Source organism: Bacillus sp. CECT 9360 (genome assembly GCF_918741275.1).
Taxonomy (GTDB): domain Bacteria; phylum Bacillota; class Bacilli; order Bacillales; family DSM-1321; genus Peribacillus.
On sequence record NZ_CAKKNA010000015.1, the window covers coordinates 15400 to 40834 of the forward strand.

Annotated in this window: 27 protein-coding genes; 2 read left to right on the plus strand and 25 right to left on the minus strand. The window is 43.4% G+C overall.

The genetic code is table 11. The features are described 5' to 3' along the window. Window positions 1–33: 33 nt before the first annotated feature. The 15 genes from LQ216_RS16705 to dacB all read right to left on the minus strand — a co-directional run bounded on the left by LQ216_RS16705 (window position 34) and on the right by dacB (window position 16442). Window positions 34–1032 (minus strand): nitronate monooxygenase, encoded by a 999-nt coding sequence (locus LQ216_RS16705; protein WP_230130602.1) that lies wholly within the window; start codon window positions 1030–1032, stop codon window positions 34–36. Window positions 1033–1192: 160 nt separating this feature from the next. Beyond that, on the minus strand, window positions 1193–1933 hold the full coding sequence (locus LQ216_RS16710) for a Cof-type HAD-IIB family hydrolase (RefSeq protein ID WP_230130603.1): 741 nt from the start codon (window positions 1931–1933) through the stop codon (window positions 1193–1195). A 277-nt stretch (window positions 1934–2210) separates the two neighbouring features. Beyond that, window positions 2211–2363: a hypothetical protein gene (locus tag LQ216_RS20540; RefSeq protein WP_160118373.1), complete on the minus strand. Its 153-nt coding sequence runs from the start codon at window positions 2361–2363 to the stop codon at window positions 2211–2213. A 550-nt stretch (window positions 2364–2913) separates the two neighbouring features. Further along, entirely contained in the window at window positions 2914–3474 is a 561-nt protein-coding gene (locus LQ216_RS16720) for a DUF1641 domain-containing protein (protein WP_117305936.1), read from the minus strand. Continuing rightward, window positions 3467–6427: a formate dehydrogenase subunit alpha gene (fdhF, locus tag LQ216_RS16725; protein WP_230130604.1), complete on the minus strand. Its 2961-nt coding sequence runs from the start codon at window positions 6425–6427 to the stop codon at window positions 3467–3469. Before fdhF ends, LQ216_RS16720 begins: the two co-directional genes overlap by 8 nt. Window positions 6428–6610: 183 nt before the next feature. Further along, window positions 6611–7276: a GNAT family N-acetyltransferase gene (locus tag LQ216_RS16730; RefSeq protein ID WP_230130605.1), complete on the minus strand. Its 666-nt coding sequence runs from the start codon at window positions 7274–7276 to the stop codon at window positions 6611–6613. 5 nt (window positions 7277–7281) lie between these two features. Further along, on the minus strand, window positions 7282–8160 hold the full coding sequence (locus tag LQ216_RS16735; RefSeq protein WP_230130606.1) for a carbon-nitrogen hydrolase family protein: 879 nt from the start codon (window positions 8158–8160) through the stop codon (window positions 7282–7284). Window positions 8161–8331: 171 nt separating this feature from the next. Next, a complete protein-coding gene (locus tag LQ216_RS16740; RefSeq protein WP_230130607.1) occupies window positions 8332–8700 on the minus strand; it encodes a hypothetical protein in 369 nt (122 codons plus the stop codon). Continuing rightward, window positions 8666–10381 carry an ABC transporter ATP-binding protein gene (locus tag LQ216_RS16745; protein WP_230130608.1) on the minus strand — a complete coding sequence of 572 codons (1716 nt, stop codon included), beginning with the start codon at window positions 10379–10381 and terminating at the stop codon, window positions 8666–8668. The genes LQ216_RS16740 and LQ216_RS16745 overlap by 35 nt, the downstream gene beginning before the upstream one ends. 227 nt (window positions 10382–10608) lie before the next feature. Continuing rightward, window positions 10609–11481 carry a VanW family protein gene (locus tag LQ216_RS16750; RefSeq protein ID WP_230130609.1) on the minus strand — a complete coding sequence of 291 codons (873 nt, stop codon included), beginning with the start codon at window positions 11479–11481 and terminating at the stop codon, window positions 10609–10611. A gap of 100 nt (window positions 11482–11581) precedes the next feature. Beyond that, window positions 11582–12076 (minus strand): hypothetical protein, encoded by a 495-nt coding sequence (locus LQ216_RS16755; protein ID WP_230130610.1) that lies wholly within the window; start codon window positions 12074–12076, stop codon window positions 11582–11584. Then, the gene (locus tag LQ216_RS16760; RefSeq protein ID WP_230130611.1) at window positions 12037–12327 is read right to left on the minus strand and encodes a hypothetical protein; all 291 of its coding nucleotides are present in this window, start codon (window positions 12325–12327) and stop codon (window positions 12037–12039) included. Before LQ216_RS16760 ends, LQ216_RS16755 begins: the two co-directional genes overlap by 40 nt. 347 nt (window positions 12328–12674) lie before the next feature. Then, window positions 12675–13979 (minus strand): LysM peptidoglycan-binding domain-containing protein, encoded by a 1305-nt coding sequence (locus tag LQ216_RS16765; protein ID WP_230130612.1) that lies wholly within the window; start codon window positions 13977–13979, stop codon window positions 12675–12677. A gap of 85 nt (window positions 13980–14064) precedes the next feature. Beyond that, complete coding sequence (locus LQ216_RS16770) at window positions 14065–14814, minus strand: (S)-benzoin forming benzil reductase (protein WP_230130613.1); 750 nt, start codon at window positions 14812–14814, stop codon at window positions 14065–14067. A 146-nt stretch (window positions 14815–14960) separates the two neighbouring features. Beyond that, on the minus strand, window positions 14961–16442 hold the full coding sequence (gene dacB / locus LQ216_RS16775) for a D-alanyl-D-alanine carboxypeptidase/D-alanyl-D-alanine-endopeptidase (RefSeq protein ID WP_230130614.1): 1482 nt from the start codon (window positions 16440–16442) through the stop codon (window positions 14961–14963). 794 nt (window positions 16443–17236) lie between these two features. Here dacB and hxlA point away from each other — a divergent pair. Beyond that, window positions 17237–17869 carry a 3-hexulose-6-phosphate synthase gene (gene hxlA, locus LQ216_RS16780; protein ID WP_230130615.1) on the plus strand — a complete coding sequence of 211 codons (633 nt, stop codon included), beginning with the start codon at window positions 17237–17239 and terminating at the stop codon, window positions 17867–17869. Window positions 17870–17876: 7 nt separating this feature from the next. Next, window positions 17877–18434 carry a 6-phospho-3-hexuloisomerase gene (gene hxlB, locus LQ216_RS16785; RefSeq protein WP_230130616.1) on the plus strand — a complete coding sequence of 186 codons (558 nt, stop codon included), beginning with the start codon at window positions 17877–17879 and terminating at the stop codon, window positions 18432–18434. A gap of 184 nt (window positions 18435–18618) precedes the next feature. On the opposite strand, the gene LQ216_RS16790 is transcribed toward hxlB, so the two are convergent. The 10 genes from LQ216_RS16790 to LQ216_RS16835 all read right to left on the minus strand — a co-directional run bounded on the left by LQ216_RS16790 (window position 18619) and on the right by LQ216_RS16835 (window position 25377). Then, window positions 18619–19479 (minus strand): DUF421 domain-containing protein, encoded by an 861-nt coding sequence (locus LQ216_RS16790; protein WP_230130617.1) that lies wholly within the window; start codon window positions 19477–19479, stop codon window positions 18619–18621. 31 nt (window positions 19480–19510) lie between these two features. Further along, window positions 19511–19717 (minus strand): DUF1657 domain-containing protein, encoded by a 207-nt coding sequence (locus LQ216_RS16795; protein WP_117305977.1) that lies wholly within the window; start codon window positions 19715–19717, stop codon window positions 19511–19513. A 22-nt stretch (window positions 19718–19739) separates the two neighbouring features. After that, window positions 19740–20741 (minus strand): stage V sporulation protein AD, encoded by a 1002-nt coding sequence (spoVAD, locus tag LQ216_RS16800; RefSeq protein WP_117305979.1) that lies wholly within the window; start codon window positions 20739–20741, stop codon window positions 19740–19742. After that, window positions 20741–21220, minus strand: a complete 480-nt coding sequence (gene spoVAC / locus LQ216_RS16805) for a stage V sporulation protein AC (RefSeq protein WP_230130618.1) — start codon at window positions 21218–21220, stop codon at window positions 20741–20743. The genes spoVAD and spoVAC overlap by 1 nt, the downstream gene beginning before the upstream one ends. Window positions 21221–21297: 77 nt before the next feature. Beyond that, entirely contained in the window at window positions 21298–21501 is a 204-nt protein-coding gene (locus LQ216_RS16810; protein ID WP_117305983.1) for a DUF1657 domain-containing protein, read from the minus strand. 277 nt (window positions 21502–21778) lie between these two features. After that, the gene (locus LQ216_RS16815) at window positions 21779–21934 is read right to left on the minus strand and encodes a YpzG family protein (protein ID WP_117305986.1); all 156 of its coding nucleotides are present in this window, start codon (window positions 21932–21934) and stop codon (window positions 21779–21781) included. A 263-nt stretch (window positions 21935–22197) separates the two neighbouring features. Beyond that, a complete protein-coding gene (locus tag LQ216_RS16820) occupies window positions 22198–22809 on the minus strand; it encodes a flavin reductase family protein (protein ID WP_230130619.1) in 612 nt (203 codons plus the stop codon). A gap of 16 nt (window positions 22810–22825) precedes the next feature. Then, a complete protein-coding gene (locus LQ216_RS16825) occupies window positions 22826–23431 on the minus strand; it encodes an alpha/beta hydrolase (RefSeq protein ID WP_230130620.1) in 606 nt (201 codons plus the stop codon). Continuing rightward, on the minus strand, window positions 23432–24382 hold the full coding sequence (locus tag LQ216_RS16830; protein ID WP_230130621.1) for a ring-cleaving dioxygenase: 951 nt from the start codon (window positions 24380–24382) through the stop codon (window positions 23432–23434). A 32-nt stretch (window positions 24383–24414) separates the two neighbouring features. Then, window positions 24415–25377 (minus strand): ring-cleaving dioxygenase, encoded by a 963-nt coding sequence (locus LQ216_RS16835; protein ID WP_230130622.1) that lies wholly within the window; start codon window positions 25375–25377, stop codon window positions 24415–24417. Window positions 25378–25435: the final 58 nt, after the last annotated feature.

Genomic DNA, 25435 nt, shown 5'->3' on the forward strand with positions numbered 1-25435 from the left:
AGCTGACTCTGTTTTAAAACGCTTACAGAAAACTTATTTAATCACTGCAGATTTCAGCTTTTCTGTTTGCACATTCATTTTTTCTATTGCTTCATTATATTCTTTTTCCAGTTCAGCTATAATGCCTTCAGCTGTATCGATCTGGTTGATCGCTCCTACCCCATGTCCGGCAGACCAGATATCTTTCCAAGCTTTGGCGTTAGTCTCCTTTTGCATGCTGTCAAATTCAACTTTGTCCTTCTTTTGCAATTCGGCCGGATCTAGTCCGTTCTTTACGATGCTTGGTATGAGCATATTCGCGTTAACGCCGGAGAATGCGTTTGTGAGGATGATGTCCTCTTGATTCGAATCTACAAGCATTTGACGATACTCTTCATTTGCCATACTTTCTTTTGCCACGATGAAGCGCGTTCCCATATATGCGAGGTCCGCACCAGCGGCCTGCGCTGCCAGTATGCTTTTTCCTGTTGAAATCGCTCCGGCAAGGATAATGATTCCATCCCAGAATGTTCGAACGCTGTCAACGAATGCAAAACCATTCAGATTCCCCGCATGTCCGCCTGCTCCTGATGCAACAAGAATTAACCCATCTACCCCAGCTTCAGCCGCCTTCTTAGCAAATTTGACGTCACTAACATCCGAAAAAACAAGGCCACCATAGCTATGTACAATATCGACGACAGCTCTCGGACTTCCAAGTGAAGTAATAACCAGCTGCGGCTGGTGTTTTTTCACCAAATCCAACTCTTCCTGTAATCTGCTATAAGAACTGTGAACGACCATGTTTATCGCCCATGGCGCAATCTTCCGCTCTGGTTCTTTCTCTCGTGCAGCGGCAAGTTTATCGTTTAACTCACCCATCCATTGATCAAGTACCTCGATTGGACGTGCATTTGGGGAAGGGAATGAACCAATCACACCATTCATACAAACAGCTTCTACCAATTCAGGACCCGACACGAGAAACATCGGCGCTGAAATAGCGGGTAATCTAAGCTGCCCCCACCATTCTTCCGGTATCGTTTTACTCAACAAAAACGCCTCACTTCCGTACAGAATTTTCAGAATATGAATCACTATTCATTTTACTCCCGAAGAGGCGATTATTCAAGTTTTTCCTTCTATATATTACTTGTCTCGAAATCAAAAAAAACCGCTAATATTTTAACGGTTTCATCGATTATCTATGCTTTTATTTTTCCAGCACCCATTTTTGGATGGCCTTTGCCACTCCGTTATTGTTATTCGTCTCGGTAACCCAATCCGCTGTTTCCTTCACGATATCCTGGGCATTTCCCATTGCTACCCCAAGACCCGCTTCCTTAATCATGGCGATGTCATTCAGGCTGTCGCCTACCGCCATAACCTCATCCATCCTTAAATCCAGGAAGCCGCATACCTTTTCAATCGCCTTGGCTTTATTTATTCCCACGGCATTGGCTTCGATATTCGTCGGACTTGAATTGCTAATCTCAAGGTTGCCGTTCTCTCTTAGCATCGTTAAGATTTCTTCTCGGATTTTATCGTCTTCTATATTAAACCCGAACTTCAGCCATTGATAGGATGGAATGTCTTCGGGCATTTCTCCCCGCCAAACCCGATCACTGCTCGTTGCCCAGAAATCCGTCTTGTGCTTTTGGCTTAAATCCCACATCCATTGGATCAGTTCGGCACCGACGATGTTCCTCTCAACCAGTTCCCCGGTCGGATCAAATATTTCGCTGCCATTTACCGTAATCAGATAAGAGGATAGCTCGAGTGATTTTGCGATCTCACTGCATGACGCATAAGCGCGTCCAGTACTTAGCAAAACTTTGACGCCCTTTTGTTCCGCCTCTCTGATTGCTGCTTTGTTCGCCTCAGACACCTTGCCTTCTTCGTTCAATAACGTCCCGTCCATATCAAGGGCAATTAGTTTTATTTCTTTGTTCATGATGTAATTCAGCCTGCCTTTCAAATTCGTCCATTAGTTATACTGTAACAAAATAAAGACTGAATGGAAAATGGTTGGCTTGGTATGTTTGAGAGACGGGCACCGCAGTTAAATTAGTGACTAATAAATAATAATTCGCTTAAAGCTTAAAAAACAGAAGAAATCCACCCGATAATCTGGTGGATTAATCTATATTTAGTTTATTTAGTAGTTGGTCTTAATTCATCAGTTGAATAAGGTGTATGCTTTGCGACTTTATCTAGAGGCATACCACTTTCTAGGAAACTTTTGACTCGGTATCTACTGCATCTTTTAGTCTGCTATTTTCATCCAAGAGTGCCTTTTCTCTAAGCCCGTATTCTCTTCGGGTTCCAGGATCCGAGCTTAATTTTGCTAATTTTTGTTCAGCTTTACCAGTCATCATATCCATGCTAACGACTTCCATTAGCTTTTCTTGCGAAATATCATCTTTTAAAAATAATACATATCTGTGCAGGGAAATATTCTTATCATATTCTATTTGCTCGAACTTAGGAAATTCTAAAAAAAATGAATTTCCATCAAGTCTGTTAAAGGATTTTTCGAATGAACCTCTTGAATTTGATGTGTTTTAGTGAAAATTTTCATTCCTTAATTCCGCTAATTTAAATGCGAGTATATTGATAGAAACCGTCCGTTTGAGCATTTGATAGTTGTCACCGGCCTCTAAACCTTCTACAAAAAGTTAGGACGTATAAAAGAGGATTCGGGGAACCATGTTGTTTTGATCCAATAGCTGAACTTCAATATCCAACAAATGCAACATATACAATAAATCCAACAAAAATGGTTGTCTTTATAGGATTAATTCATTGAATCAAAACTCTATATAACTTTTTATTTCAAACTTTATCGATAGATTCTTTCGCTTAAATCCACTAAAACAAAAAAACACCCGCTACCAACAACCTAAAAAGGTTGTTGGTAGCGGGTGCATTTCATTAATCTCTTTCATGCATACCGTGTTTTTCACGTGGCATTTGCTGCTGGATTTGCTTCTCGGGAGGCTGGGTCGTCCGCTCAAGACCTTCTGTATCCTCGCCCATTCCTTTTAGAAAGTTGAGCAATAAGGATACCGATTTGTTTATTTCAGGGTCTTTTAAAGATCTGGCAAAATCAAAATAGCCGACGGAATCTTCATTATCTTTCGTTTCTGCCACTCTGGCGATACCTGAATTGATCTTCAATATAAACGGTTCAAGCTGTTGGACATTGAGCGTGCCGAGCAGACCACCCATTAATAATAGATTCTTCAGCAAATTGGTCGTCTCAGGCGTGTCGGCCGTTTTGACGAGGACATCCAAGACCTTATCCCCCTGGCCGAACAATCCATTTAACAATGAGAGTACACCGCGATCTTGCATATGACCCAAAACTTGAAGTGATTCAAGAATGGCTTCCTTATTTTTGATGAGCGCATCTTCTACTTGAAGTAAATCTTTCCTTCTTTGATCCTCTTCGCTAATCTCGATTCTTTGGATTTGTTTAATCGCTTTAGCCATGCTGCTTCCGCTCCTCCCTTACTGCATCACCAGGGAAAACATAATCCTTGCGCGCCCATTTCTTCTGCACCTGCACACCAATTTGCGGCTGTGGGTTGCCGTTACGATGGTTGATATCCCGCATTGGGCTGACCCCTTCATATTTCAGGATTTCCATCTTGGCCATCGTTTCCTTGTAAGCTGGCGTGTCGGTGTCTTTATCGGAAAAACTGCTCGTTAACAGGTTAACGGCTGCTTCTCCGGAGTCGTTCATCGGGAGATATACTTCGTTTCCTTGGACACGGTCCGTAATTAGGGATTTAACCTTGACGTTGCCATAAGGAGAAGTCAGCCTTACAAGCGTGCCGTCTTTAATCCCCCTATCCTCTGCTAATTCAGGAGATACCTCTAACCAGATTTCAGGAGTTTTCGAGGAAATCCCTTTTGACCTGTATGTCAGATTGCCTTCATGGAAATGTTCGAGAAGACGGCCGTTGTTCACATGGATATCATATTCAGGACCAAAGTCAATTGGCTTGGACCATTGAACCGGGAATAGGTTTGCCTTTCCGTCCGGGAACGGGAATGTTCCGTCCGCAAACAGAAGCGGTGTGTCTGTTCCATCGGCTGTAACCGGCCATTGAAGCGAATTGTATCCTTCAAGTCTATCGTAGGTGACGCCCGCATAAAGTGGCGATAACATGGCTGCTTCATGCATAATGTCCGCTGGATGGTCATAATTCCAGCCTGCGCCAAGGCGGTTTGCGATCTCAAGGATGATTTCCCAGTCAGGCTTTGATTCGCCTAGAGGTTCAAATACTTGATACAAACGCTGGATCCGGCGCTCTGTGTTTGTAAACGTTCCTTCTTTTTCAAAGCTTGGGCTTGCTGGTAACACGACATCCGCAAACTCCGCGGTACGTGAGAAGAAAATGTCCTGAACAACAAAGAAGTCAAGCTTCTCGTATGCGGCATGAACATGATTAATATTGGAATCGACGAGGCCCATTTCCTCACCCTTTACGTACATGGCTTTCAGGATGCCGGAATGGATTCCATCTATCATTTCATGGTTGTTCATGCCAGGTTGCTCGGGAATTTTGACTCCCCAGCCTTTTTCGTATTTCGCGCGCACGTTGTCATCCACGATTTTTTCATAGCCCGGGAGCCGGTCTGGCATAGAGCCAAAGTCACTGGCACCCTGCACATTGTTGTGACCGCGCAACGGATAGGAGCCTGCCCCAGGCTTACTGTAGTTTCCAGTAATGAGTAGAAGGTTGGATATAGCAGTGCTTGCGTCACTACCTCCTGTATGCTGCGTGATGCCCATCGCCCATAACACACTGGTTGTTTTCGCATCATGAATCATTTCCGCCATTTGGATGAGGGTTTCTTTCGAAATGCCTGTTGCTTCCTCCGCATACTCCAATGTGAAAAGCTCCAGGCTTTTTTTATACTCCTCAAAACCATTGACGCGCTCATGCACAAACTTCTCATCGGTCCAACCATTGTCAATGATGTACTTCGTTATCGCTGAGAGCCAGACTAAGTCAGACCCCGCTTTAGGATGCACGAACAAGTCCGCGCGTTCAGCCATTTCATGCTTCCTGATATCAGCTACGATGAGCTTTTGCCCTCTCAGTTTGTGTGAGCTTTTCACCCGTGTGCTTAATACGGGATGGGATTCGGACGTGTTTGAGCCAACGATTAACACGAGCTCCGCCTTTTGGATATCTGTGATGGAACCTGAATCACCGCCATACCCTACCGTACGGAATAATCCGACAGTCGCCGGTGACTGGCAATAGCGTGAGCAGTTATCGACATTATTGGTGCCAATTACGCCGCGCGCTAGTTTTTGCATAAGATAGGACTCCTCATTCGTACATTTGGAAGACGATATGAATCCCAATGAATCTGGGCCATGCTCATTCTTGATATTCTTAAACTTTTCCGCGATGAGCGTTAAAGCCTCTTCCCATTCTGCTTCACGGAACGTATCACCTTCACGAATCAATGGTTTCGTCAGGCGATCCTCGCTATTTACGAAGTCCCAGCCGAATTTCCCTTTAACACAAGTTGAGATGCCGTTCGCCGGTGCTTCCGCCTGTGGTTCTATCTTTAGAATTTCACGGTCTTTCGTCCATACATCAAAGCTGCAGCCAACACCGCAATATGTACAAACTGTTTTTGTTTTCTTGATTCGTTCGTCACGCATGGCTGATTCCATATCCGAAATCGCGAGGATTGAACCATAGCCGGTTTCCACTCCTTTTGTCACTTCAATCATCGGACGCAGTGTTTGTTTCGCTATACTTGTCAGAAAACCTGCTTCCCCGACCATGCCCTTTTCCATCATTGCGTTACAAGGGCAAACGGTAGAGCAGTGGCCGCAAGACACACAAGAAGATTCGTTGATTGGCACATCATTGTCCCAAATTACACGCGGCTTTTGGCGCTCCCAGTCAATGGTCAGCGTTTCGGTGACCTGGACATCCTGGCATGCTTCTACACAACGGCCGCAAAGGATGCATTGGTCAGGATCGTAACGGTAAAACGGATGGGAATTATCTTCCTCGTAGGGCTTCCCGGCAAACGGAATGCTCTGATGGTTAATCTTCATCTCTTTAACCGTATTATGTATTTCGCAACCACCATTATTGTAATCACACACCGTACAATATAATTCATGGTTATTGAGGATTTTATCCATCCCGATTACCTGAGCTTGCTTAACTTCAGGAGAAATCGTATTGATCACGTCTCCATCATTTATCATGGTTGAACAGGATCTGACAAACTCTCCATTCACATTGACAATACAGGTGTCACACGTTTCAATCGGTCCAAGGCTCGGATGATAACAAACACTCGGCACCTCTATTGAACTGTCAGAAAGCATCTGAAGGACCGTCTGGTTATCAGTGGTCTCCATCTCTACACCGTTAATGTTAATCTGTAACTTATCTGCCAATAAAAACGCCCCCTTTATACTAATCAGCATTACCTATCATTTTCACTACCCTTCCAAAATAGTTGTAAAACATCTTTACTAATTTCACTCCCGATAAGTTATGACTTCATAATAAAAACCCGCATCCTGATAGATTTTGTAAGATCAAGGATGCGGGTTCTATGAATTAGGTTGCTACTATTGTTATTTAAATGGATTCTTCCATTCCATCAGCGTGCCATAATTAAGTGATTCTTTATCTTTCAGGTAGTTTTCCAGAACGCCGACCGGCTTCCGGCCGCACTTTAATAAAAAGGTGATCACCGGATCGTTCAGGTCGCCTGACAACACCTTCTGGACATATTGTTCGGGACTTAATTCCCGGGCGTAACGATGGTACCCCGGCATCCGTCCGCCGCCGAGCAGACGGTCGAGCTTCTTTTCCACGACGATATGGCCCATGGACTGCATCATCTGCTTTGCGAGCCCGAATTTACGGTATTTCGGCTTGACACTGATATCCACGATATATAATGTATTCCCATTCGGATCATGATTCCGGATATACCCTCCATCGGTTATCTCTTCCCACGTATGAGCAGGATGGAGAGGATCAAAATCGACGCGTAGCCCTGTCAACGATCCGGCAAGTTCTCCATCAATCTCGATACACAAGGCCCCTTCCGGGAATAAGTCCACATGGTTTTGCAACTGCTCCCGATTCCACCATAATTCCTCTGGGAAAGGCGGTGGAAAGCATTCCGCCTGAATCGCAATTAATTCATCAAAATCATCCTCGGTATAATTCCGGACGACAGACAATACAGGTATTTCATTATCAAATACAAACAGTTCATTGCGGTATGCCATAGCCATCACCCTTCAATTGTTTCCGCTTTTTCCCAGTCAGGATATAGATCCGTTCTGCGGTCTCTCCATGTCGTAACCGAGCCTGCTTCTCGAACCTCGTACAATAAGCTCAAATCAAGATCTGCCGTAACAATCATATCGCTGTTCAATTCTCCTTCCACCATAATGCCTTTAGGCGGGAAAGGAATGTCATTCGGTGTAATCACCGCGGCCTGGCCGAAATTAGCGCGCATGAAATCAACAGTCGGCAGCGAACCAATTGTACCGGTCGTTACTACGTAGACCTGGTTTTCAATTGCGCGAGCGTGACTCGTATAACGAACCCGGTGAAAACCATGGCGGTCATCTGTGCAGGACGGACAGAAAATCACATCCGCCCCCTTTGCTTTGGCCATGCGCACGATTTCAGGAAATTCAATGTCATAGCAGGTTAAAATGGCAATCCTCCCTTTTTCCGTTTCAAAAATCGTAAAATCCTCGCCCGGCGACATATTCCATTCATCCACCTCGGTTGGCGTAATATGAAGCTTTGCTTGCTCGCCAATCCTGCCGTCAGGATAGAATAAATGAGCAACATTATACAAGCGGCCTTCTCTCTGGACGACATGCGTCCCGCCTATAATATGCATGCCGGTTTCTTGAGCAAAGTTTGAAAACAATGTTCTGTATTGATCCGTAAATCCAGGAAGTTCATTGATGGTTAACCTCGTTCCCTGTTCACTGCCGATTGACAATAGCTGTGTCGTAAAGAACTCAGGAAATAAAACAAACTCAGAGCCATATTCCTGAGCTGTTTTAATATAATGTTCGCATTGGTTAGCAAACTCTTCAAATGATTGGATGGTGTGCAGATGGTATTGAACAGCAGAAACGCGGTATTTCAATGGAACTCCCCCTTTTTTATATAAAATTCCTTGTAAATTTTTCTCAGCTAAATATAAATATATAACAAGATAGGATGGGTTTGTAAAGAGTTTGAGACTACTATTTTAAAGTATAGAGATTCCGCCGATTGAGCTCGGACACGGCAGGGCGTGAAGTCTCTTCCAGATTTACTATCCGGAATTTTGATTTTGTTGCAGGTTTGACTCGTTTTGCTTCCAAAACACGGACTTTTGTTGCCGGAATTTCATTTTAGTTGCCGATCCCCGGTTTTGTTGCCGAATCTGTCCGGTTTGTTGCTGGTATGACTCGTTTGTTGCCGAAACGCGGACTTTTGTTGCCGGAATTTCATTTTTGTTGCCGGTCCCCGGTTTTGTTGCGGAATCTGTCCGGTTTGTTGCCGGTTTGACTCGTTTTGTTGCCGAAACACGGACTTTTGTTGCCGGAATTTCATTTTTGTTGCCGGTCCCTTTTCTCTGATAATAAGTTTTGCATACATGGTTCCCTTTAGCGTTGAAACTGAATGCGGTGCAGGTTGGCAAAGACTCCGCCCTGTTCAATCAATTCATCATGGCTTCCATCTTCGGCAATGCCTTCTTCTGTGACAACCACAATCCGGTCAGCGTTCCGGATCGTCGCCAGCCGGTGGGCAATCACGAGCGTCGTCCGGTTTTTAGCAAGCTCATTCAACGCATTCTGAATCACCATTTCTGTTTCGGTATCGAGTGCAGAAGTTGCTTCATCAAGGATGAGAATCGGAGGATTTTTCAAGAACATTCTCGCAATAGCAATCCGTTGTTTTTGCCCGCCTGATAGTTTTAACCCTCTTTCACCGATTTGAGTTTCGTAGCCGTCCGGGAGCCCTTCGATGAATTTCTCCAGGTGCGCCTGTTTAGCTGCTTCCTCGATTTCTTCATCAGACGCATCCAGCATGCCATACGCAATATTTTCTTTAAGTGTACCTGTAAACAAAAATACATCCTGCTGTACAATCCCGATTTGCGAACGCAGCGAATGCTTCGTCATATCGCGGATATCCAGGCCGTCGATGGTTATGCTGCCAGCCTCCACATCGTAAAAACGGGGAATCAATGAACAAATCGTTGTTTTTCCTGCACCGGATGGTCCTACGAAAGCAACTGTTTCACCCGCCTTGATCGATAAATCAATTCCGGCCAGCACTTGCTTTTTATCGTTATAGCTGAAGCTGACATCGGTAAATCTTATGTCGCCGCGTAATGAGGCAATTTCAACGGCATCCTGTGAATCCTTAACATCCGGCTCAATATCAAGCATTTCTGTAAAACGTTTAAATCCGGCCATTCCCTTTGGATAGAGTTCCATTAGGGCGGCGATTTTATCGACTGGTTTAAATAGCACATTTACATAAAGCACAAACCCGACCAGTTCCCCGTATGACAGATGTTTGTTGTAGCTGAGCCAGGCACCGACGACCAAAACTGCTAACGTCATAAATCTGGTCATCATATAAATGCCGGATGCGCTGAATGACATCGTGCGGTATCCGAAGAGCTTGGCTTTACGGAATTTGCGATTGTTCTTTTCGAATCTGCTAATTTCATAGTTTTCATTTGTGAAAGACTGGACAACTCTCACACCCGACACGCTGTCTTCGACTCGGGCGTTGACATCGGCAATATCGCTGTACATCGCTTTCCAGGCCCTGTTCATGCGGATGTTGCTGAAAACGATAACCCAGACAAGGAAGGGGATGATGAGCATCGTTACAAGAGCCAGCTGTACATTAATCGTCAGCATGATCCAAAAAACGCCGATAAAGGTCATCACGGCAATGAATACATCCTCGGGCCCATGATGTGCAAGCTCGCCGATATCGAACAGGTCATTCGTGATCCTGCTCATGATATGGCCTGTCTTCGTGTCGTCAAAAAATTTGAATGATTGCTTCTGTACATGCTGGAATAACTGCTGCCGCATATCGGTTTCTATATTGATGCCAAGCTTATGTCCCCAATAGTTTACGATATATTGCAGGAAAGTACTGAGCACATAGAGCAAAAGCAAGCCGATGCTTACCGAAACAATTGCCGGCCAATCGTTTTGCGGCAGCAGGTCATCGATGAACCATTGAACCGCGAGCGGGAATCCCAATTCAAGCACGGCAACTATGACCGCGCTGCTGAAATCTAACATAAATAATTTCTTATGAGGCAGATAATATGAATAAAATCGGCGTAACATCCAAACTACTCCTTTTGGAACAAATATAATAGGATTATAGTGTCAAAAGGAAAAGTTTTCAAGCAGATCCATTTTGAATTAACCATGAAGATACTATTGACAATCTGCTTGTCCTTGTTGATCATCCTGCTCAGGAATCCATGATTGGGACTCTTATAACAATGTCCACACTGCATCCCTCAAGACTATGAATTCACGATAACTGCCCTATAAATGAGTCAACGCAGCTAACTCGATATTTTTCGCTTCACCACATTTATCGCATCAGACGAGTAAATGAGGATACTCACGCTTCCTCCTTGCTTTTTGGCCTGGATTAGTATGGGTTGGTTATACTCATTTTTAAAACGAAAATCGGGACCATACCAGCTTACCGTTGCATCCCTCCCATTTGGCACATAAGGAACTCGCCTGCTATGCGAATAGCGCTCCACAATTTGCAGCCCCGCTCTGTCGATAGCATTAAATAAAGTGGAAGACACCTGGCAAATTCCACCGCCAATTCCTTCCGACAACTCTCCTTTTATGATAATCGGAGCACGCAAATATCCTTTGCCAGATGTTCTGTTACCGACAACCTTGTTGAATGAGAACGTTTCACCTGGAAAAATGACATGATTGTTGATTGCTTCTATAGCAAGAGAAATATTTTGAGAGCGTTCTTTGTTGTTAGCATTAAAAAAGGTTACGTAATGACCAATTCGTTGGATACGGATGTTAGCAAGTAACTCGCTGTCAACTTTTGGGTGAATCGTTAGCTTTGGCACTTCTATTGTATTTGGTCCGTTATCAAAAAAGTAGGTGTAAAACTGTTTTTCGAATTCTTCTTGATATAGCTTGATTCCTGTCCGCCCTGGTACAATTCTGCCATGATCATCAATTTGAGCATTTTTCGGTGCCTGGTATATTTGTCGCTTCAGTTTTTCGACAAGCTCATTATATTTTTCTATATGAATCATTGGAACTCCGGGCATTGGGACAGCAATTTCAGCTCGGTTAACGTCAGCAATAGTCTGTCCATTTTCATTTATGGATAAGCTGTCAGGAATATGAACTTGCTGGGCAAATAGTAGAAGTACGACAAAGGATGTAAGCCTCATAAACATATTCCTCCCGATATCTCTCTAACGCAAAGGATCGTCAAGTGTTCTTATTTTAGTTCTTTATAGAGATTTTTTTGATCAATTAACCAGGCATCCGTTAAGCTTTCCCTGCGGACGATAAAATGGATAATCTTTGCTTCCTTGCGATTATCCATCGTAAAATAGGTGGCCTCGACAGGTATATCAACTTGTAATACCCTTTCGTATTTTTAAGAGGACGGTTCAAGTATCTTGTTACACTAAAGTACTTCATGTTATTGGCAACTTTATTGATGCGATTTGGAGAGCCGAATTTCGAAACGATCGCATGTAAAATTTTAGTGTCGGTTTGATTAATAGCAATTGCAAAAATATTGATGAGCTCATACGGCTCTGCTTCGTTTAAATATTCGTCAATCTTACCGGAAGCTTTCAAAATCATTAATTCATGGGCAAGATCTGCACGTCCCGAACGATGTGTGGTGCTTCCAGAAAAATGAACACAGAAATGACCGGGAAAACCGTTATTGATTGAGCCAGCACCATGTGGCATCCCATGCATAGATGCAGCAATCATTTGATCTTTGACCAATACGATAATGGCCTTTTCCAACTCCACCTGCCATTATAAATTTTCTTCATGATCGCAGTAACTTTTCTTGATAACGGTTGGGCGTCCAAATGCATCTTCCCAGCCCTTCGTTGAACCTTGAATTGCAGACCGGTTTCACTATCGATGATCGTGAATTTAGAATGATTAGGGAGAAGTTCATTTACTTTTTCCCAAGATAACATTTCAATTTTATAACTGATTGGTCCATCTTCATCTTCTAGGTTAACCGCTGCTGTATGATGATCGTTCATGAATAAAACGATAAATATAATGATTATTTTTTAAAATCTTGTATCGACGACCATTAGTTTTCTCCTTATTTTAAGGGCTAGTAGCCTTTTATCGTCTAAGCATCAGATTATTTTCATTAGCTGGAAACGCGGCCCGCTCTTTCTAATCGAAGTAATCAGGTTTGAATATGATGAAGTTAACAGAAACTGCGCATTAGGGAACCTCACTCATTATGTATCTAAAGTAGTTTCACATGACATCTGAAATCCTTTTGATTAGTTTTAGCTTAACCATTGTCCAATATGAGCGTTTGCTCCAAAAAAAATAGACCCATCCATAAATGACTAGGTCCTGTCTATACTATTTTTTACAAATTATCATCATCATTTCCGTATCGCGTAAAAATGTTCTTTTCAACCAAAATATTATCCTTCATATACTCCCAATTTTGAGGGGAATTCAATCCGAGATGCCAGTAGGTGACGCCTAATAAACCGTAAGCGTCAACAAGCTGATATTTTCTTATGTAGCTTCGAATATCTTCAAGCCAGACAATGTGCTGGATTCGTTCCTGCCAATACTCATACCTGGGGGCGGCGGCATTCTCATCATATATAATGACACTGCCTCGTGAAATAGCCTGGTTTTGGGCATTTAACACCGAAAGTGACCTTGCTGAACCGCTGGACCGTGGCCAATCATAGCCGTATAAGGGAAAGGCGGCCTGCATTTTTTTCGGGCTTATATTGGCCGTGGCATATCGGAGCACTTCTTCCACCCACCATATCGGTGAAACAGGATTTGGCGGTCCTGCTTGATACCCAAATTCAATCGTCATTACGGCCACGATATCGGCGACATTGCCGATGGCCCGATAATCATGTCCCCCTGCAAGCCGGTTTGCAGGATTATCGGCTGTTTTGGCGTGGACGCTTACATGTAGAACGAGCGATCCGAGCGCCATTTTTAAATCGCGCAAAAATTGGGTAAAATCATTTCGCCTTTCCGGAGGGACAAACTCGAAATCAACCGAGGCACCTCCGTACCCTTTTTGTCTGACAAAATTAATAATGCTTTCGACAAGATTGCTTCGATAATTTTCACTTTCGAGCACTCTGCCAACAAGCTCGGCGTTGAATTGTCCATTGCTTATATTCCGGATCATTAATAAAGGATTCACATTCAACTGTTTGCTGCGCGTTAAAAGCGGTTGGTCATTTCCTTCAAGATAAGCATATCCTTCAGTTGTAAAAGAATAAGCGGTTATTGCTAAATAAGTCAGTCGGTCTGCCTGTTGCTGCAGGTTGGTAAAAACCGCTCCGCCAGTTGCAGGAAAGGCGAAAGCAAGCGATTGTATTCGCAAGAGATTAGGTGATGGAATCAAGATTTTCTGGCCAACCGTTAACCTATCAGGACTCACTCCCCTGTTTGCAGCAAGTATTCTTTGAACAGTAGTATTATATCTCTGCGAAATTTTCCAAAGGGTATCTCCTTGCTTTATGATATACAAGCGTTCCGCTCGTCTTCCATCTGGAATGTATAGCGCAAGGCCAGGAATAAGAGCAGTTGCTGAAACAAGCCCGTTCACTCTGATAAGTTCTGCAACGCTTATCCGATAAGAATTTGAAATGGCCCAAAGCGAATCACCGGCTTTAACAACATGGACAGACATCTACACCCCGCCCTTCATTTATGTTCCTTGCTTAAAGCATATGGGTGGAGGGAGAACATATATGTCTGTCCTATAAGATAAAATGCTATAGAAGTTCTTTTATATCATAAAACCTTCCGTTTTCAAGAACTTCTTGTTGAAGCAGATTTAGTAACTTTTCAGCCACAACCTGAGGAGTCCTTAACATTCCTTTGTCTTTATACGATTGAAAAGTGGTTGCATCGGCGAAATCCTTTTCATCCGCTGTACGAATATTTGCCTGCATTTCTGTATCCATGATACCAGGCGAGAATGAAACGATTGTGACAGGACTTTTTTCTTTTTGCTGCTCAAGACCGGCTGTACGGGTGAACATTTCAAGCGCCGCTTTTGTGCTGCAATAAGCCGACCATCCATGAATTGGTCGCAATGCCGCCCCAGAAGAAACGTTTACAATGATCTTTTTACCGTTGAAATCTTTCGTTCTTTCTATAAACGCATTCGAGAGCATGACCGGAGCTAAATAATTGACCTTCATGCTGATTTCCATTTTTTCCTGCTCCAGCTGGCCGACAGGCTTAATCGGTTCGATCACACCAGCATTATTGATAAGATACAGTTCATCCGTTTCGCCGATTTCTGTGAAGATTCTCTCAATTAAAGCAGGAAGCTCTTCAGTCTTGCTAAGATCCGCAGAAATGCTGCTTACCTTTATACCATGGTGCTTGGCTTTCTCGACTAGTTCTTCATTTGTTGAACGAGCCACTAAGATGCAATGATTCCCTTTTTGAAAACATTGTTCCGAAATAGCTTCCCCCAGCCCCTTTGAGGAACCTGTAATGATGTAAGTTTTCAATTGTTTTCACTTCCTCCCTATGTCTTCATTCTTTTCAATAGTCACTTCTTCCAACCACCTATCCATTTTTAATCCGACAGTATCCATCTTTTATTAAAATGATTCGACATAGTAGGAAGCGTTCTTTTAAAATTTATCCGTAAAAGTTATTGACTAGATAAAATGACGGCCATTTCATCTTCAATTTTCTTTACCACCTCATCATCAAGTACATTATTTAATAGGACGGAAAATGCATACGTCTCCCCGCTTTTCCCGGTAGCATAGCCTGAAAGTGAGCTCACTGTCGTAATCGTGCCCGTCTTGGCTTTTACATTTCCGGTTGCCGTTGTATTTTTCATCCGGTTTCTTAGAGTTCCGCCAACCATTCTTTCACTGACACCTGCAACAGGCAGTGCATTCTGGTATGCTGGAAACCAATTTTTGTTCTGTACCGTGTGAAGCAGCGTAGAAAATTCATTGGCAGATACTAAATTGACATGTGAGACCCCTGAACCATCACGCATTACTATTGATTCAGTATTAACTCCGAACGATTTTATGTTTGCCTCTACCACGTCAAGCCCTTTCTCCCAGCTGCCTTCTCCTTTTTCCACTTTTCCCATTTCCTTCACGAGTGTTTCCGCATGGCCATTGTTGCTAAGCTTCATAAATGGAACTAGTAATTCGGATAGCGGCATGGATTGATGGGAGAAAAGAACGTTAGCCCCGGCCGGTGTTTTTCCCGTTAACACTCGTCCTGCCACTTTTATTCCGTGTTCCTGTAATGACTTTTTGAATAAATCAAGTGCATATCCGGTTGGTTCCCATACGGCAATCCAACTTCGCATCCTGCTCGCTTCCAGTGGTATTGTGCCTTCCGCAATAATTGTATTGGAACCATGTTCGCGGCGGATTTTCACTTCTTTTTTTGCTCCCGCTTCAACCGTTTTTACATGGTTAATGATTTTTACATAATCTGTCGCCGGCGATAATGAAATGGCTCCCTTTTCATTGGCTGCTTTCCCCGGATTGACTTCGACAATGACCGTGCCTGAGTCATAATCTTCATTTGGGGCGGCTGTTAAAGCAGATACCTGAGCCCCATAATATTCCGTTTCGTCTGTCCATGACAGATCAGTCGAATAGCGCTCATTATCATACCAAGTATCATCACCGATTACATTTCCGACAATCATCTTCACCCCTTTGTTTTTTAAAGAAGCGGCCATTTCATTAAAGTCTTCCTTTAATAAAGTGGGATCACCCTTTCCTCTTACATAAACATTTCCCTTTAAAATGTTAGCTTTCAGTTTTCCGTCTGTGAGTACATCCGTATGGAACTTGTAATTTTCACCAAGCGTGTTAAGCGCCGCTGATGCCGTCAACAGTTTCATATTGGAAGCTGGCCTCAGGCGTATGTCACCGTTTTGTTCAAAAAGGATTTCTCCTGTTGCTGCAGACCTTACACTTACTCCGGCTACAGCACCATCCAGCAATGGGTTATCCAAAACGCGCGTAATCTGCTGTCCCAATTCGGTTCCTGCGCTGGTCGCCGATTCAACCGGATGATCCAGATCAACATATGGAATTAAAGCTAACATAAAAACCAAAATAATGACCATGCAATTTTTCATCTGTCTATTCAATTCTCTGCTCCACCTTTCTATGTTCGCATTCTTATCTTCTTTTCCATGTGGACATCTGTCTTTCCTCTAATTTTTCATAGGGAAAACGAATCATTTTTTACGGCCCGCTATTAGGGTAAATAAAACAGAGAATAAGACTTTATGCATTAAGGCTCTTCACCATAACTGGTGGTTTAATATTGATTAACGTAATATCTCAGTTAATTTTGCAACAAAGTTGATTGGCGAGGATATGCGAGACTCCTCGAAAATGCATACGCATTTTCTCGTGCGGTGCCTATTCATGGATGAAGATTCAACGTCCTGCGGGAAAAGCAGACCAGTTAACGGAACGTCGACTAAGATCTGCCGCGTCCTTATGTCTTACGTCGACGCCAACACATCCTGTGTAAGTCCCGGAGGCGTGCCCTTTGCCGAGGAGGCTCCCGGACTGTCCGCGGAAAGCGAGGGCCTGGAGCGGAAATCAACGGATAATCAAAAGCTTAAACCACTTCTTTTGGTGAAGAACCTTCATTAAAGCTAGATATGGAATTATTGGTTCACACTTGGTTTTAATTGCCTTTTTGCTTTTTCCTTATGGTTTCCAATGTAAGTCTTCTCTCCCCTGGTTTTTTATTACGGTATACTTTTTAACACTATGTAAAAATAAAGTGCGTACTTTCGAAAGATAAATATACATAGTATACTGACACAGTACCTGTTCTAAAGAACTTATTACCTAGTGTTAGGTGAATTCTTAATGGGTACATTACTATTGTGCATTAGCATAAAACTATCTTAGGAGCGTGACATTCATGGAATTACAATTAGCATTGGATTTAGTAAACATCCCAGAAGGCATTAAATTGGTTAAAGAAGTGGAAGAACATATCGATATCGTCGAGATCGGTACACCGGTTGTTATAAATGAAGGTCTTAAAGCCGTTAAGGAAATGAAGGAAGCATTCCCTAATTTGAAAGTATTGGCAGACTTAAAGATCATGGATGCGGCAGGATATGAAGTTATGCAGGCCTCTCAAGCTGGAGCTGATATCATTACGATACTCGGGGCTGCAGAAGATGAGTCCATCAAAGGTGCAGTAGAAGAAGCAAAAAAGCAAGGGAAAAAAATCCTGGTTGATATGATCGCTGTTAAAGATATCGCCACTCGTGCTAAAGAGCTTGATGAACTTGGAGCAGACTATATCTGTGTTCATACTGGTTATGACCTTCAAGCGGTAGGACAAAATTCTTTTGAAGATTTAGCTACCATTAAAAGCGTCGTTAAAAATGCGAAAACTGCCGTTGCGGGAGGCATTAAATTAGAAACTCTTGCTGAAGTAATTAAGGCACAACCTGATCTTATCATTGTTGGCGGAGGTATTACTGGTAAAGACGATAAAAAAGCCGCAGCTGCCGAAATGCAAAAAATGATCAAGCAAGGGTAATCCTGGCATGCAGACTACTCAATTTTTAACGGAAATTATAGATGAATTAACGCGGACAGTGGACTTGATCGCTGATGAAGAAGCTGAAAAGCTGGTAAACGGGATTCTTGAATCAAAGAAAGTTTTTGTAGCAGGCGCTGGCAGATCCGGATTTATGGGTAAATCTTTTGCGATGCGAATGATGCACATGGGAATAGATGCCTATGTAATTGGCGAAACCGTTACGTCTACCTTCGAAAAAGATGATATCTTGATCATCGGTTCCGGTTCTGGAGAAACGAAAAGCTTGGTCTCTGTTGCCCAGAAAGCAAAAAGTATCGGCGGTACCGTAGCGATTGCGACAATCGTTCCAGATTCAACAATTGGCAAATTAGCCGATTTCACAATAAAATTGCCCGGTTCACCTAAAGATCAGTCAGAAAGTGATTATAAAACGATCCAGCCGATGGGGTCACTTTTTGAACAAACTCTTTTATTATTCTACGATGCCGTGATTCTCCGGTTCATGGAGAAAAAAGGGCTGGATTCAGATAAGATGTACGGCAAACATGCCAATTTAGAATAACCAAAAGCAAAAGACCGTCCACCTTTTAAAGGATATGGCGGTCTTTTTTCATGTTTGATTTAAATGAATTTTGCTTTCGTTTAAATCATCCTGATTTTCGTTTAAATGAACTGTATTATTGTTTAAATCACAAGGATTTTCGTTTGACTTACTGCTCCTAGATAAAAAACACTGTTCTACATGACTAGCTCTTTAAAATATAGGTAACTTTATCAATCGCTTTTTGCAGCTTCTTACTATTTTTCACATACATTTCTTTTGCTGTCTCATTATCTGTCGCAAGCGCAAATGACTCTAAATCCGCTTCGCATTGTTTCATCGTCGCCAGGATCAAAGGCCTTTCCTGCGGGGACGGTATCTGGAGTTTATCATCATAAACGTCGATGGTTAATTCGCCATAGGAATTCACTTGGCCGAGAAAGACGTTTTCAAGGGTGACTCCCATTTTCCCTACCTCGGTTAACAGCCATTTTCTGCTCCGTCCAATCGTCGAAAGCGGCTCATCCATAATTTTGCCGTCCATAATAACCGTTTGAGGTTCTTTTACTGAAGCCACAGCCAACTGCAAATCTTTTGCGGTTAACGGCTGGTTTTCTTTCTTTAGCATGACATTTAAATCACCGGCTGCCTCCAAGACCGCGAACTCCACATCTGCCACGCTAAAAACATCTTTCCTTCGAAGCAATTCCAGTAGCTCATCAGTCGTATATTTTTCCTTTTTCAAATTATCTTCCATGATCTTGCCATCCTTGATGAAAATAGTCCCTTTCCCTTCGACAAAATCGCGAAATGGCTTGCTTTTTATAGAAATTAATCCGGCGAGAAATGGCGCCAACGCAAATACCCCAATGGAGAGCACACCATGCATCATGCTTTGGTTTGGTTTTGTAGCAACTTCGGCTCCTATACTGCCGATTGTAATACCGGTGACATACTCAAAAAAGGAGAGCTGTGATATTTGCTTTTTACCCAGCCATTTAGTGATCAAGAACAGGACAACCAAAAACAGTAGGGATCTCACAATGATATTTAACCAATCTGGCATCGTTTTTCACCTCCATTACGGTCTCTTTCTATTAAAAGCCTTTGTATGTGAATTCTTCCTCTTCTATTTCACCGACTCTCATTTTAAGATCCTTTACGATTTCATGGACGACCATCATCGTTTCGTGCAAGGTTCTTTTTGAATCGTCATCCTCTGTCCGGAGCGCTAAGCTCGAGAGATCTGTTTCAACTCCCTTCAGACTTGTAAGGCATTGCTTCACTTGAGATGCGACAGTCATTTTTTATCCCCCTTGTTGTTGGCTACATTTCAATCGATACCGCATGAGCGATACAAGGTATTGTTTCATTTTGTTGGAAGGATAACGGGGATAATAAAGCACCCGTTGCACAAACCAAAATCCGTTTCAACTCTCCTTTTTTCATTCGATTCAACAAATGACCATACACAACCGTTGCTGAGCATCCCGCTCCACTGCCCCCTGCAAGTACAGGCTGGCCATCCCGGTAGATCATTAATCCGCAATCTCTAAACTTTTCTTCTTCAATCGGGAGCCCGTGTTTTTTAAATAAATCAAGGGCAATTTCCCTGCCAATCTGAGCAAGATCCCCTGTTACAATCAAATCGTAATAGGATGGATCGAGATCCCGTTCCCGAAAGTGGGCCTCTAATGTATCAACAGCCGCTGGGGCCATCGCTCCCCCCATATTGAATGGATCGGTCATTCCCATATCGACCACACGTCCAATCGTGGCAGATGTAACACGTGGACCTTCTCCGGTATCACTTAACAAAGCGACTCCGGCACCTGTAACTGTCCATTGTGAAGTAGGAGGCTTTTGGGCACCATATTCAGTCGGATAGCGGAATTGTTTCTCTACCGCAGCGTTATGGCTGGATGCACCAGTAAGCAGGTACTTGGCACCTTTTGTATTAACAATATAGGCACCTAAAGCCAAGCCCTCCATCGAGGTTGAACAGGCACCAAACAGACCGAAATACGGTGCCCCTAACGTCCGGCTCGCAAAGCTTGTGGGCGTAATTTGATTTACGAGATCCCCCGCAAGAAAGAATTGAATTTGTTCTTGCTGCAGGCCCGCTTTTTCCATCGCTCTTTGGTTCGCTTCTTCCAGAAGGATCTTATGGGCTTTTTCATAGGACTCCTGTCCAATCCATAAGTCTGAGTGAAGCACATCGAAATCTTCAGCAAGCATTCCGTCTGCCTCAAACGGCCCGCCTACTGTCCCGGTGGAAACGATAACGGGCTTATTATCAAAGACCCACGTTCGATGTCCTTTTAGCATCACAAGCCACCCCACTGAATAAGAATCGTTTTGATGAACGCGACCACAAAAGCGGAAAAAACGCCGAATATGATGACAGATCCTGCCAGTTTAAAAATGTTACCGCCCACACCTAGCACAAATCCTTCACTTCGATGTTCAATCGCTGCCGAAATGACCGCATTCCCGAAGCCGGTTACCGGCACGGCCGTACCTGCTCCTCCATATTGCGCCATCCGGTCATATACACCGAATCCCGTAAGCAGCATCGTAATAAAAATTAAAGTCCCTGTAGTCGGATTGCCCGCCGTTTTCTCTGTAAAATCAAAATAATAGATATAAAAGAATTGAATGGCCTGTCCAATCGCACAAATCAATCCACCTACCAAAAAAGCTTTTATACAATTCATTAAAACGGGTCTCTTGATTTCCCGTTGGTTTTGAAGGATTTGATATTCCTGTTGAACAGGTGTTAACTGTTTCTTTTTATTATTTGCCATGTCTGCCTGCCCTACTTTCATCTAAGTAAAAAGGAAGTGTAAAAAAAGGTTGGGATAAAACCAACCTTTTATTTTACTTATTCTTTGTATTGCGGTTCTTCTTGGACAATTTCATCTACACGCGGAGATAACTTATCAACAATTTGCTGCGTTTGTTGAGCGGCTTCTTCATAAAGTTGTTTTGCCTGTTCGTTATCAGTACCAAGTGCGAACGTTTCGAAGCTTGCCTGCGCACTTTTCAATCCTGCAAGTGTTGTCTTGACATCTGAAATCACAGTCATGTTTCATTTCCTCCCTTGGTTTATTCAATTACAATAATAGAATAATGTTTTTCCATCCTTTTTATGCATCTGAGTATCATCCAGAATAAGTAAAAATCGGGAATTATATAACTCGTGTGGAATTAAATGACTATTGAACAGTTAAAGAAAACTCGTCAATTGACGAGCCCTAAGGCGGAGATTAAACGTAGTTGCACCTATAAAGAAAGGGAAGTTTATACTTTCCTGCCAAAAAAAGACGCCGAAGCGCCTTTTTCATTTTATTATGTGGTATCCCTTACCAATGATGCGCTTTTGCGTTGCTTCTCAGGATGATGTTGGTTTGCGACATTTGCGTATGGCCATTCACCTGGGACTTCGAACGCTTCGGTCTGGTCCAATTATGGCGAAATAGCTCAGAGTGCGGATCAACATATCGACCTTGGTAACCCATCTAATCACCTCATCGCAGGATACATTCGATATTCATTCCGAATATCACATTTAGGATTTGTCAGGAACATGAACTTACACACTGAAAATAATTCCTCTTAGCCACAGCTTAATCTGCATCATTTGATTTTTTCCCTTAGCCTTGTAATGTTTACAAGAATTTCTGCTACAGAAATAACCTGTAATGGATAAAAAAACACACTTAACTTCAAGCTAAGTGTGAATCATCAATATTTGTCGTTTTATTCCGATTGCCCAGGCAATTCATCTGGGGCGTTCCAATGTAAAAGTATCGCCTACTTTTGAATAATGATTGCCTGCGAGCCGACTGACCGGTTTTAATCCATTAGCATCAATTCTGCCCTCATGGTAAATAGATGGCTCAATATGATAAGCAACCACTTTGCCAATCAATAGATCACAGGCTGGCTCCAAGTCTGTACCTCCAAGCTTTATCGTTTGTTCGAGGAGGCATTCAAACCTTACTTTTGCTTCTCTTATTCCCGGAACCGAGATGGAACTGCTTGTGACCGTCGATAAACCTGACAAAGGGAGTTCACTTTCATCGAATGGCAGCTCTCTAGCCGTCTTATTAGCTGCCTCGACATTGTTCTGATCGGTGATATGGACGACGAATTCTCCTTTTTCAATCGCGTTTCTGGCTGTGTCCTTTTGTATTCCATTTCTCCGCTGGATCGAGAGCGAAAGCATCGGCGGGTTGGCACTGACAATATTAAAATAACTGAACGGGGCAATATTGATTACGCCTTGATCAGAAAGCGTCGTGACCAGGGCGACGGGTCTGGGGATGATGCTTCCCGTTAAAAACTTATAGTTTTCCCGCTCGCTCATTTTTTCAGGATTTAATGAAATCATATGTGCAAACCTCTTTCTAAAAGTTCTTTTGGAACCACGCCGCCCCAGCTTCCGCCTCCATCCTTGTCAGCTGATGGCCATGCTGCTCCCAATGGATATCAACATTTGCTCCTGCATTTCTTAAAATGGCGACGAGATCTTCCGTTTCCTGCGGCGGGCAAATTGGGTCATTGCTGCCTGCGCCAATGAATACCGGCACCCCAGTCAGTTCAGGGAGCTCGATTCCCCGTCTTGGAACCATTGGATGATGAAGAATCGCCCCTTTCAGTGAATCTTTATAATGGAAAAGCAGACTGCCGGCAATATTAGCCCCATTTGAATAACCGACTGCCACAACCTCGGAGCGGGAAAACCCGTATTGTTTCGCGGCGCTTCCCAAAAATTCGTTCAATTCCTTCGTTCGGTAAATCAAGTCCTCTTCATCAAAAACACCTTCGGCGAGTCTCCGAAAAAACCTTGGCATCCCGTTCTCCAAAACGTTCCCTCTTACACTCAGAACCGGAGATTGCGGCGATATCATTTCCGCCAGTCCAAGCAAATCATTTTCTGTACCGCCTGTGCCGTGAAGAAGCAACAGCACAGGTGCCTCTTTCCCGCTTCCTTGTTTAAAAATATGTTTCATCTATTCTAGATCCTCCTTTAGTACCCTTGCTTCAGCAGGAAGAAGAGTTCTTTCCAGCTTGGGACGTCTTTCCTCCAGCCACGGAGGCAGCAAAAGCCCTTTGCCCATCTCTTCCGCTGATTCATCCCTTGTAAATCCCGGGGGATCAGTGGCGATTTCAAACAGAATCCCGCCCTCTTCCCTGAAGTAAACGGCATTAAAATACTGGCGGTCAATGATCGGGGTCACTCTGTATCCTTGATTATCGAGGTATTGCCTCCAGCTTTCATGGTCACCGAAATCATCTGCCCGCCAGGCGATATGATGGACCGTGCCTACCCCCATTGAACCCGGGGGTAACTTCGTCCGGCTTACATCAATGATATTGCCAATGTCATCCGCTGTTCGAAATCTTGTTAAATCATCTTCATCCCCAACTTTATCAAGTCCCATCACATTTGTGAGTACAGTCATTGTCTTTTCCGGGTTCGCAGATAAAAGCACTGCACCGCCAAACCCCTTAATGGCTACTTCAGCAGACACCCCTCCAAAGGACCATTTGCTGTCAGTCCCTTCCTTGCGGGCTACCAATTCAAGCTGTAAACCATGAGGGTCTTCGAAAGCCAGATAGTCCTCTCCGAATCTGTTTCGTTTTTCAAAAGCGACTTTAAACTTTTTCAGGCGCCTTTCCCAGAAACTGAGGGTTCCCTCTTGAACAACATAGGAAATTATCCCCACCTGGCCTGATCCTATTTTTCCCTTATAGGCATTCGGCCAGGGAAAGAAGGTGATAATGGTTCCCGGACTGCCCGCTTCATTGCCGAAGTAAAGGTGATAAGTGCCTGGATCGTCAAAGTTCACCGTCTTTTTGACCAGCCTTAATCCTAACACACCGGCATAGAAATCAACGTTTTCCTGCGGATTCCCGACTATCGCGGTGATATGGTGTATCCCTGTGGTCTGTTTCTTCATGTCCAGTTCTCCTTTTTGAATGCATGTCCCATTTAATTGCTCGTATCAAGCGGCTTTAATTTCGCCTCGATGATGGAACGCTTATCTTCCAGGAAGGGCGGCAGCGCAAGAGACTCTCCCAGATGCTCGAACTCTTCATCGGTATCGAAACCGGGTCCGTCCGTTGCCAATTCAAAGAGAATCCCGTTCGGTTCCCTAAAATAGAGTGACCGAAAGTAGAAGCGGTCGACAAAACCGGAATTCGGTATGTGTGCTGCCTTGATTTTTTTAACCCACTGCTGCATTTCTTCTTCATCTTTCACCCTGAATGCGACATGGTGAACACCGCCGCGGCCAAGACGTTCCTTTGGCAAATCATTTCTCTCCTCAATATGGACTTCTGCGCCAGTACCGCCTTCGCCTGTTTCATAAACGACAATCTCACCTTGCCCGGAAGGATATTTTCCTTTTTCCCGAAACCCGAGAATATTGGTCAAGTTGTCTGCGGTTAAACTTAAATCACGTACGGTGAGTTTCACAGGCCCTAACCCAAGTATTCCATACTCCGCGGGAATCGGACTCCTGTCCCATGGTTTCCCGCCACGGACCCCTTCATTATTTTCATCGGAAACAAGAACTAATCGCTGTCCTTCAAAGTCTCTAAACGGTAAGGCTTTCCGATTGAACCTATCTGCAATTTCTCCGTGTTCAATGTTTAATTCCTCAAAACGTTTCGTCCAAAACACCAATGCTCGATTATTTTTCACTCGTAATGATAATTCTGAGATACTGTTCGTACCTTCATGAGTCCGGGCAGCATTCGGTATTTCAAAAAAGGTTACCTCTGTACCCGGATTACCGCTTTCATCTCCGTAAAATAAATGATAGACCGAGATGTCATCCTGGTTGACGGTTTTTTTTATTAGTCTCATCCCTAACGTCTTCGTATAGAAATGATAATTTTCCGGGGCTTTTGCGGTTAGGGACGAAACATGATGAATCCCTTTTAATTCCATGATCAATCACCTCATTATAGAATGTACCCTACTTTTGCGGCACTCATTATCTCGATAT

Bases quoted from the DNA above. Each gene is read 5' to 3' on its own strand.
- LQ216_RS16745 (WP_230130608.1), bottom strand. From the start codon at position 10,381: ATGTTACGCCGATTTTATTCATATTATCTGCCTCATAAGAAATTATTT.
- LQ216_RS16835 (WP_230130622.1), bottom strand. From the start codon at position 25,377: ATGGAATTAAAAGGGATTCATCATGTTTCGTCCCTAACCGCAAAAGCC.
- LQ216_RS16730 (WP_230130605.1), bottom strand. From the start codon at position 7,276: ATGGCATACCGCAATGAACTGTTTGTATTTGATAATGAAATACCTGTA.
- LQ216_RS16810 (WP_117305983.1), bottom strand. From the start codon at position 21,501: ATGACTGTGATTTCAGATGTCAAGACAACACTTGCAGGATTGAAAAGT.
- LQ216_RS16815 (WP_117305986.1), bottom strand. From the start codon at position 21,934: ATGGGTTACCAAGGTCGATATGTTGATCCGCACTCTGAGCTATTTCGC.
- LQ216_RS16795 (WP_117305977.1), bottom strand. From the start codon at position 19,717: ATGACTGTCGCATCTCAAGTGAAGCAATGCCTTACAAGTCTGAAGGGA.
- LQ216_RS16710 (WP_230130603.1), bottom strand. From the start codon at position 1,933: ATGAACAAAGAAATAAAACTAATTGCCCTTGATATGGACGGGACGTTA.
- LQ216_RS16825 (WP_230130620.1), bottom strand. From the start codon at position 23,431: ATGAAACATATTTTTAAACAAGGAAGCGGGAAAGAGGCACCTGTGCTG.
- hxlB (WP_230130616.1), top strand. From the start codon at position 17,877: ATGCAGACTACTCAATTTTTAACGGAAATTATAGATGAATTAACGCGG.
- LQ216_RS16765 (WP_230130612.1), bottom strand. From the start codon at position 13,979: ATGTCTGTCCATGTTGTTAAAGCCGGTGATTCGCTTTGGGCCATTTCA.
- spoVAD (WP_117305979.1), bottom strand. From the start codon at position 20,741: ATGCTAAAAGGACATCGAACGTGGGTCTTTGATAATAAGCCCGTTATC.
- LQ216_RS16760 (WP_230130611.1), bottom strand. From the start codon at position 12,327: ATGAACGATCATCATACAGCAGCGGTTAACCTAGAAGATGAAGATGGA.
- LQ216_RS20540 (WP_160118373.1), bottom strand. From the start codon at position 2,363: ATGGATATGATGACTGGTAAAGCTGAACAAAAATTAGCAAAATTAAGC.
- LQ216_RS16790 (WP_230130617.1), bottom strand. From the start codon at position 19,479: ATGCCAGATTGGTTAAATATCATTGTGAGATCCCTACTGTTTTTGGTT.
- spoVAC (WP_230130618.1), bottom strand. From the start codon at position 21,220: ATGGCAAATAATAAAAAGAAACAGTTAACACCTGTTCAACAGGAATAT.
- LQ216_RS16720 (WP_117305936.1), bottom strand. From the start codon at position 3,474: ATGGCTAAAGCGATTAAACAAATCCAAAGAATCGAGATTAGCGAAGAG.
- LQ216_RS16820 (WP_230130619.1), bottom strand. From the start codon at position 22,809: ATGATTTCATTAAATCCTGAAAAAATGAGCGAGCGGGAAAACTATAAG.
- LQ216_RS16750 (WP_230130609.1), bottom strand. From the start codon at position 11,481: ATGAGGCTTACATCCTTTGTCGTACTTCTACTATTTGCCCAGCAAGTT.
- hxlA (WP_230130615.1), top strand. From the start codon at position 17,237: ATGGAATTACAATTAGCATTGGATTTAGTAAACATCCCAGAAGGCATT.
- LQ216_RS16830 (WP_230130621.1), bottom strand. From the start codon at position 24,382: ATGAAGAAACAGACCACAGGGATACACCATATCACCGCGATAGTCGGG.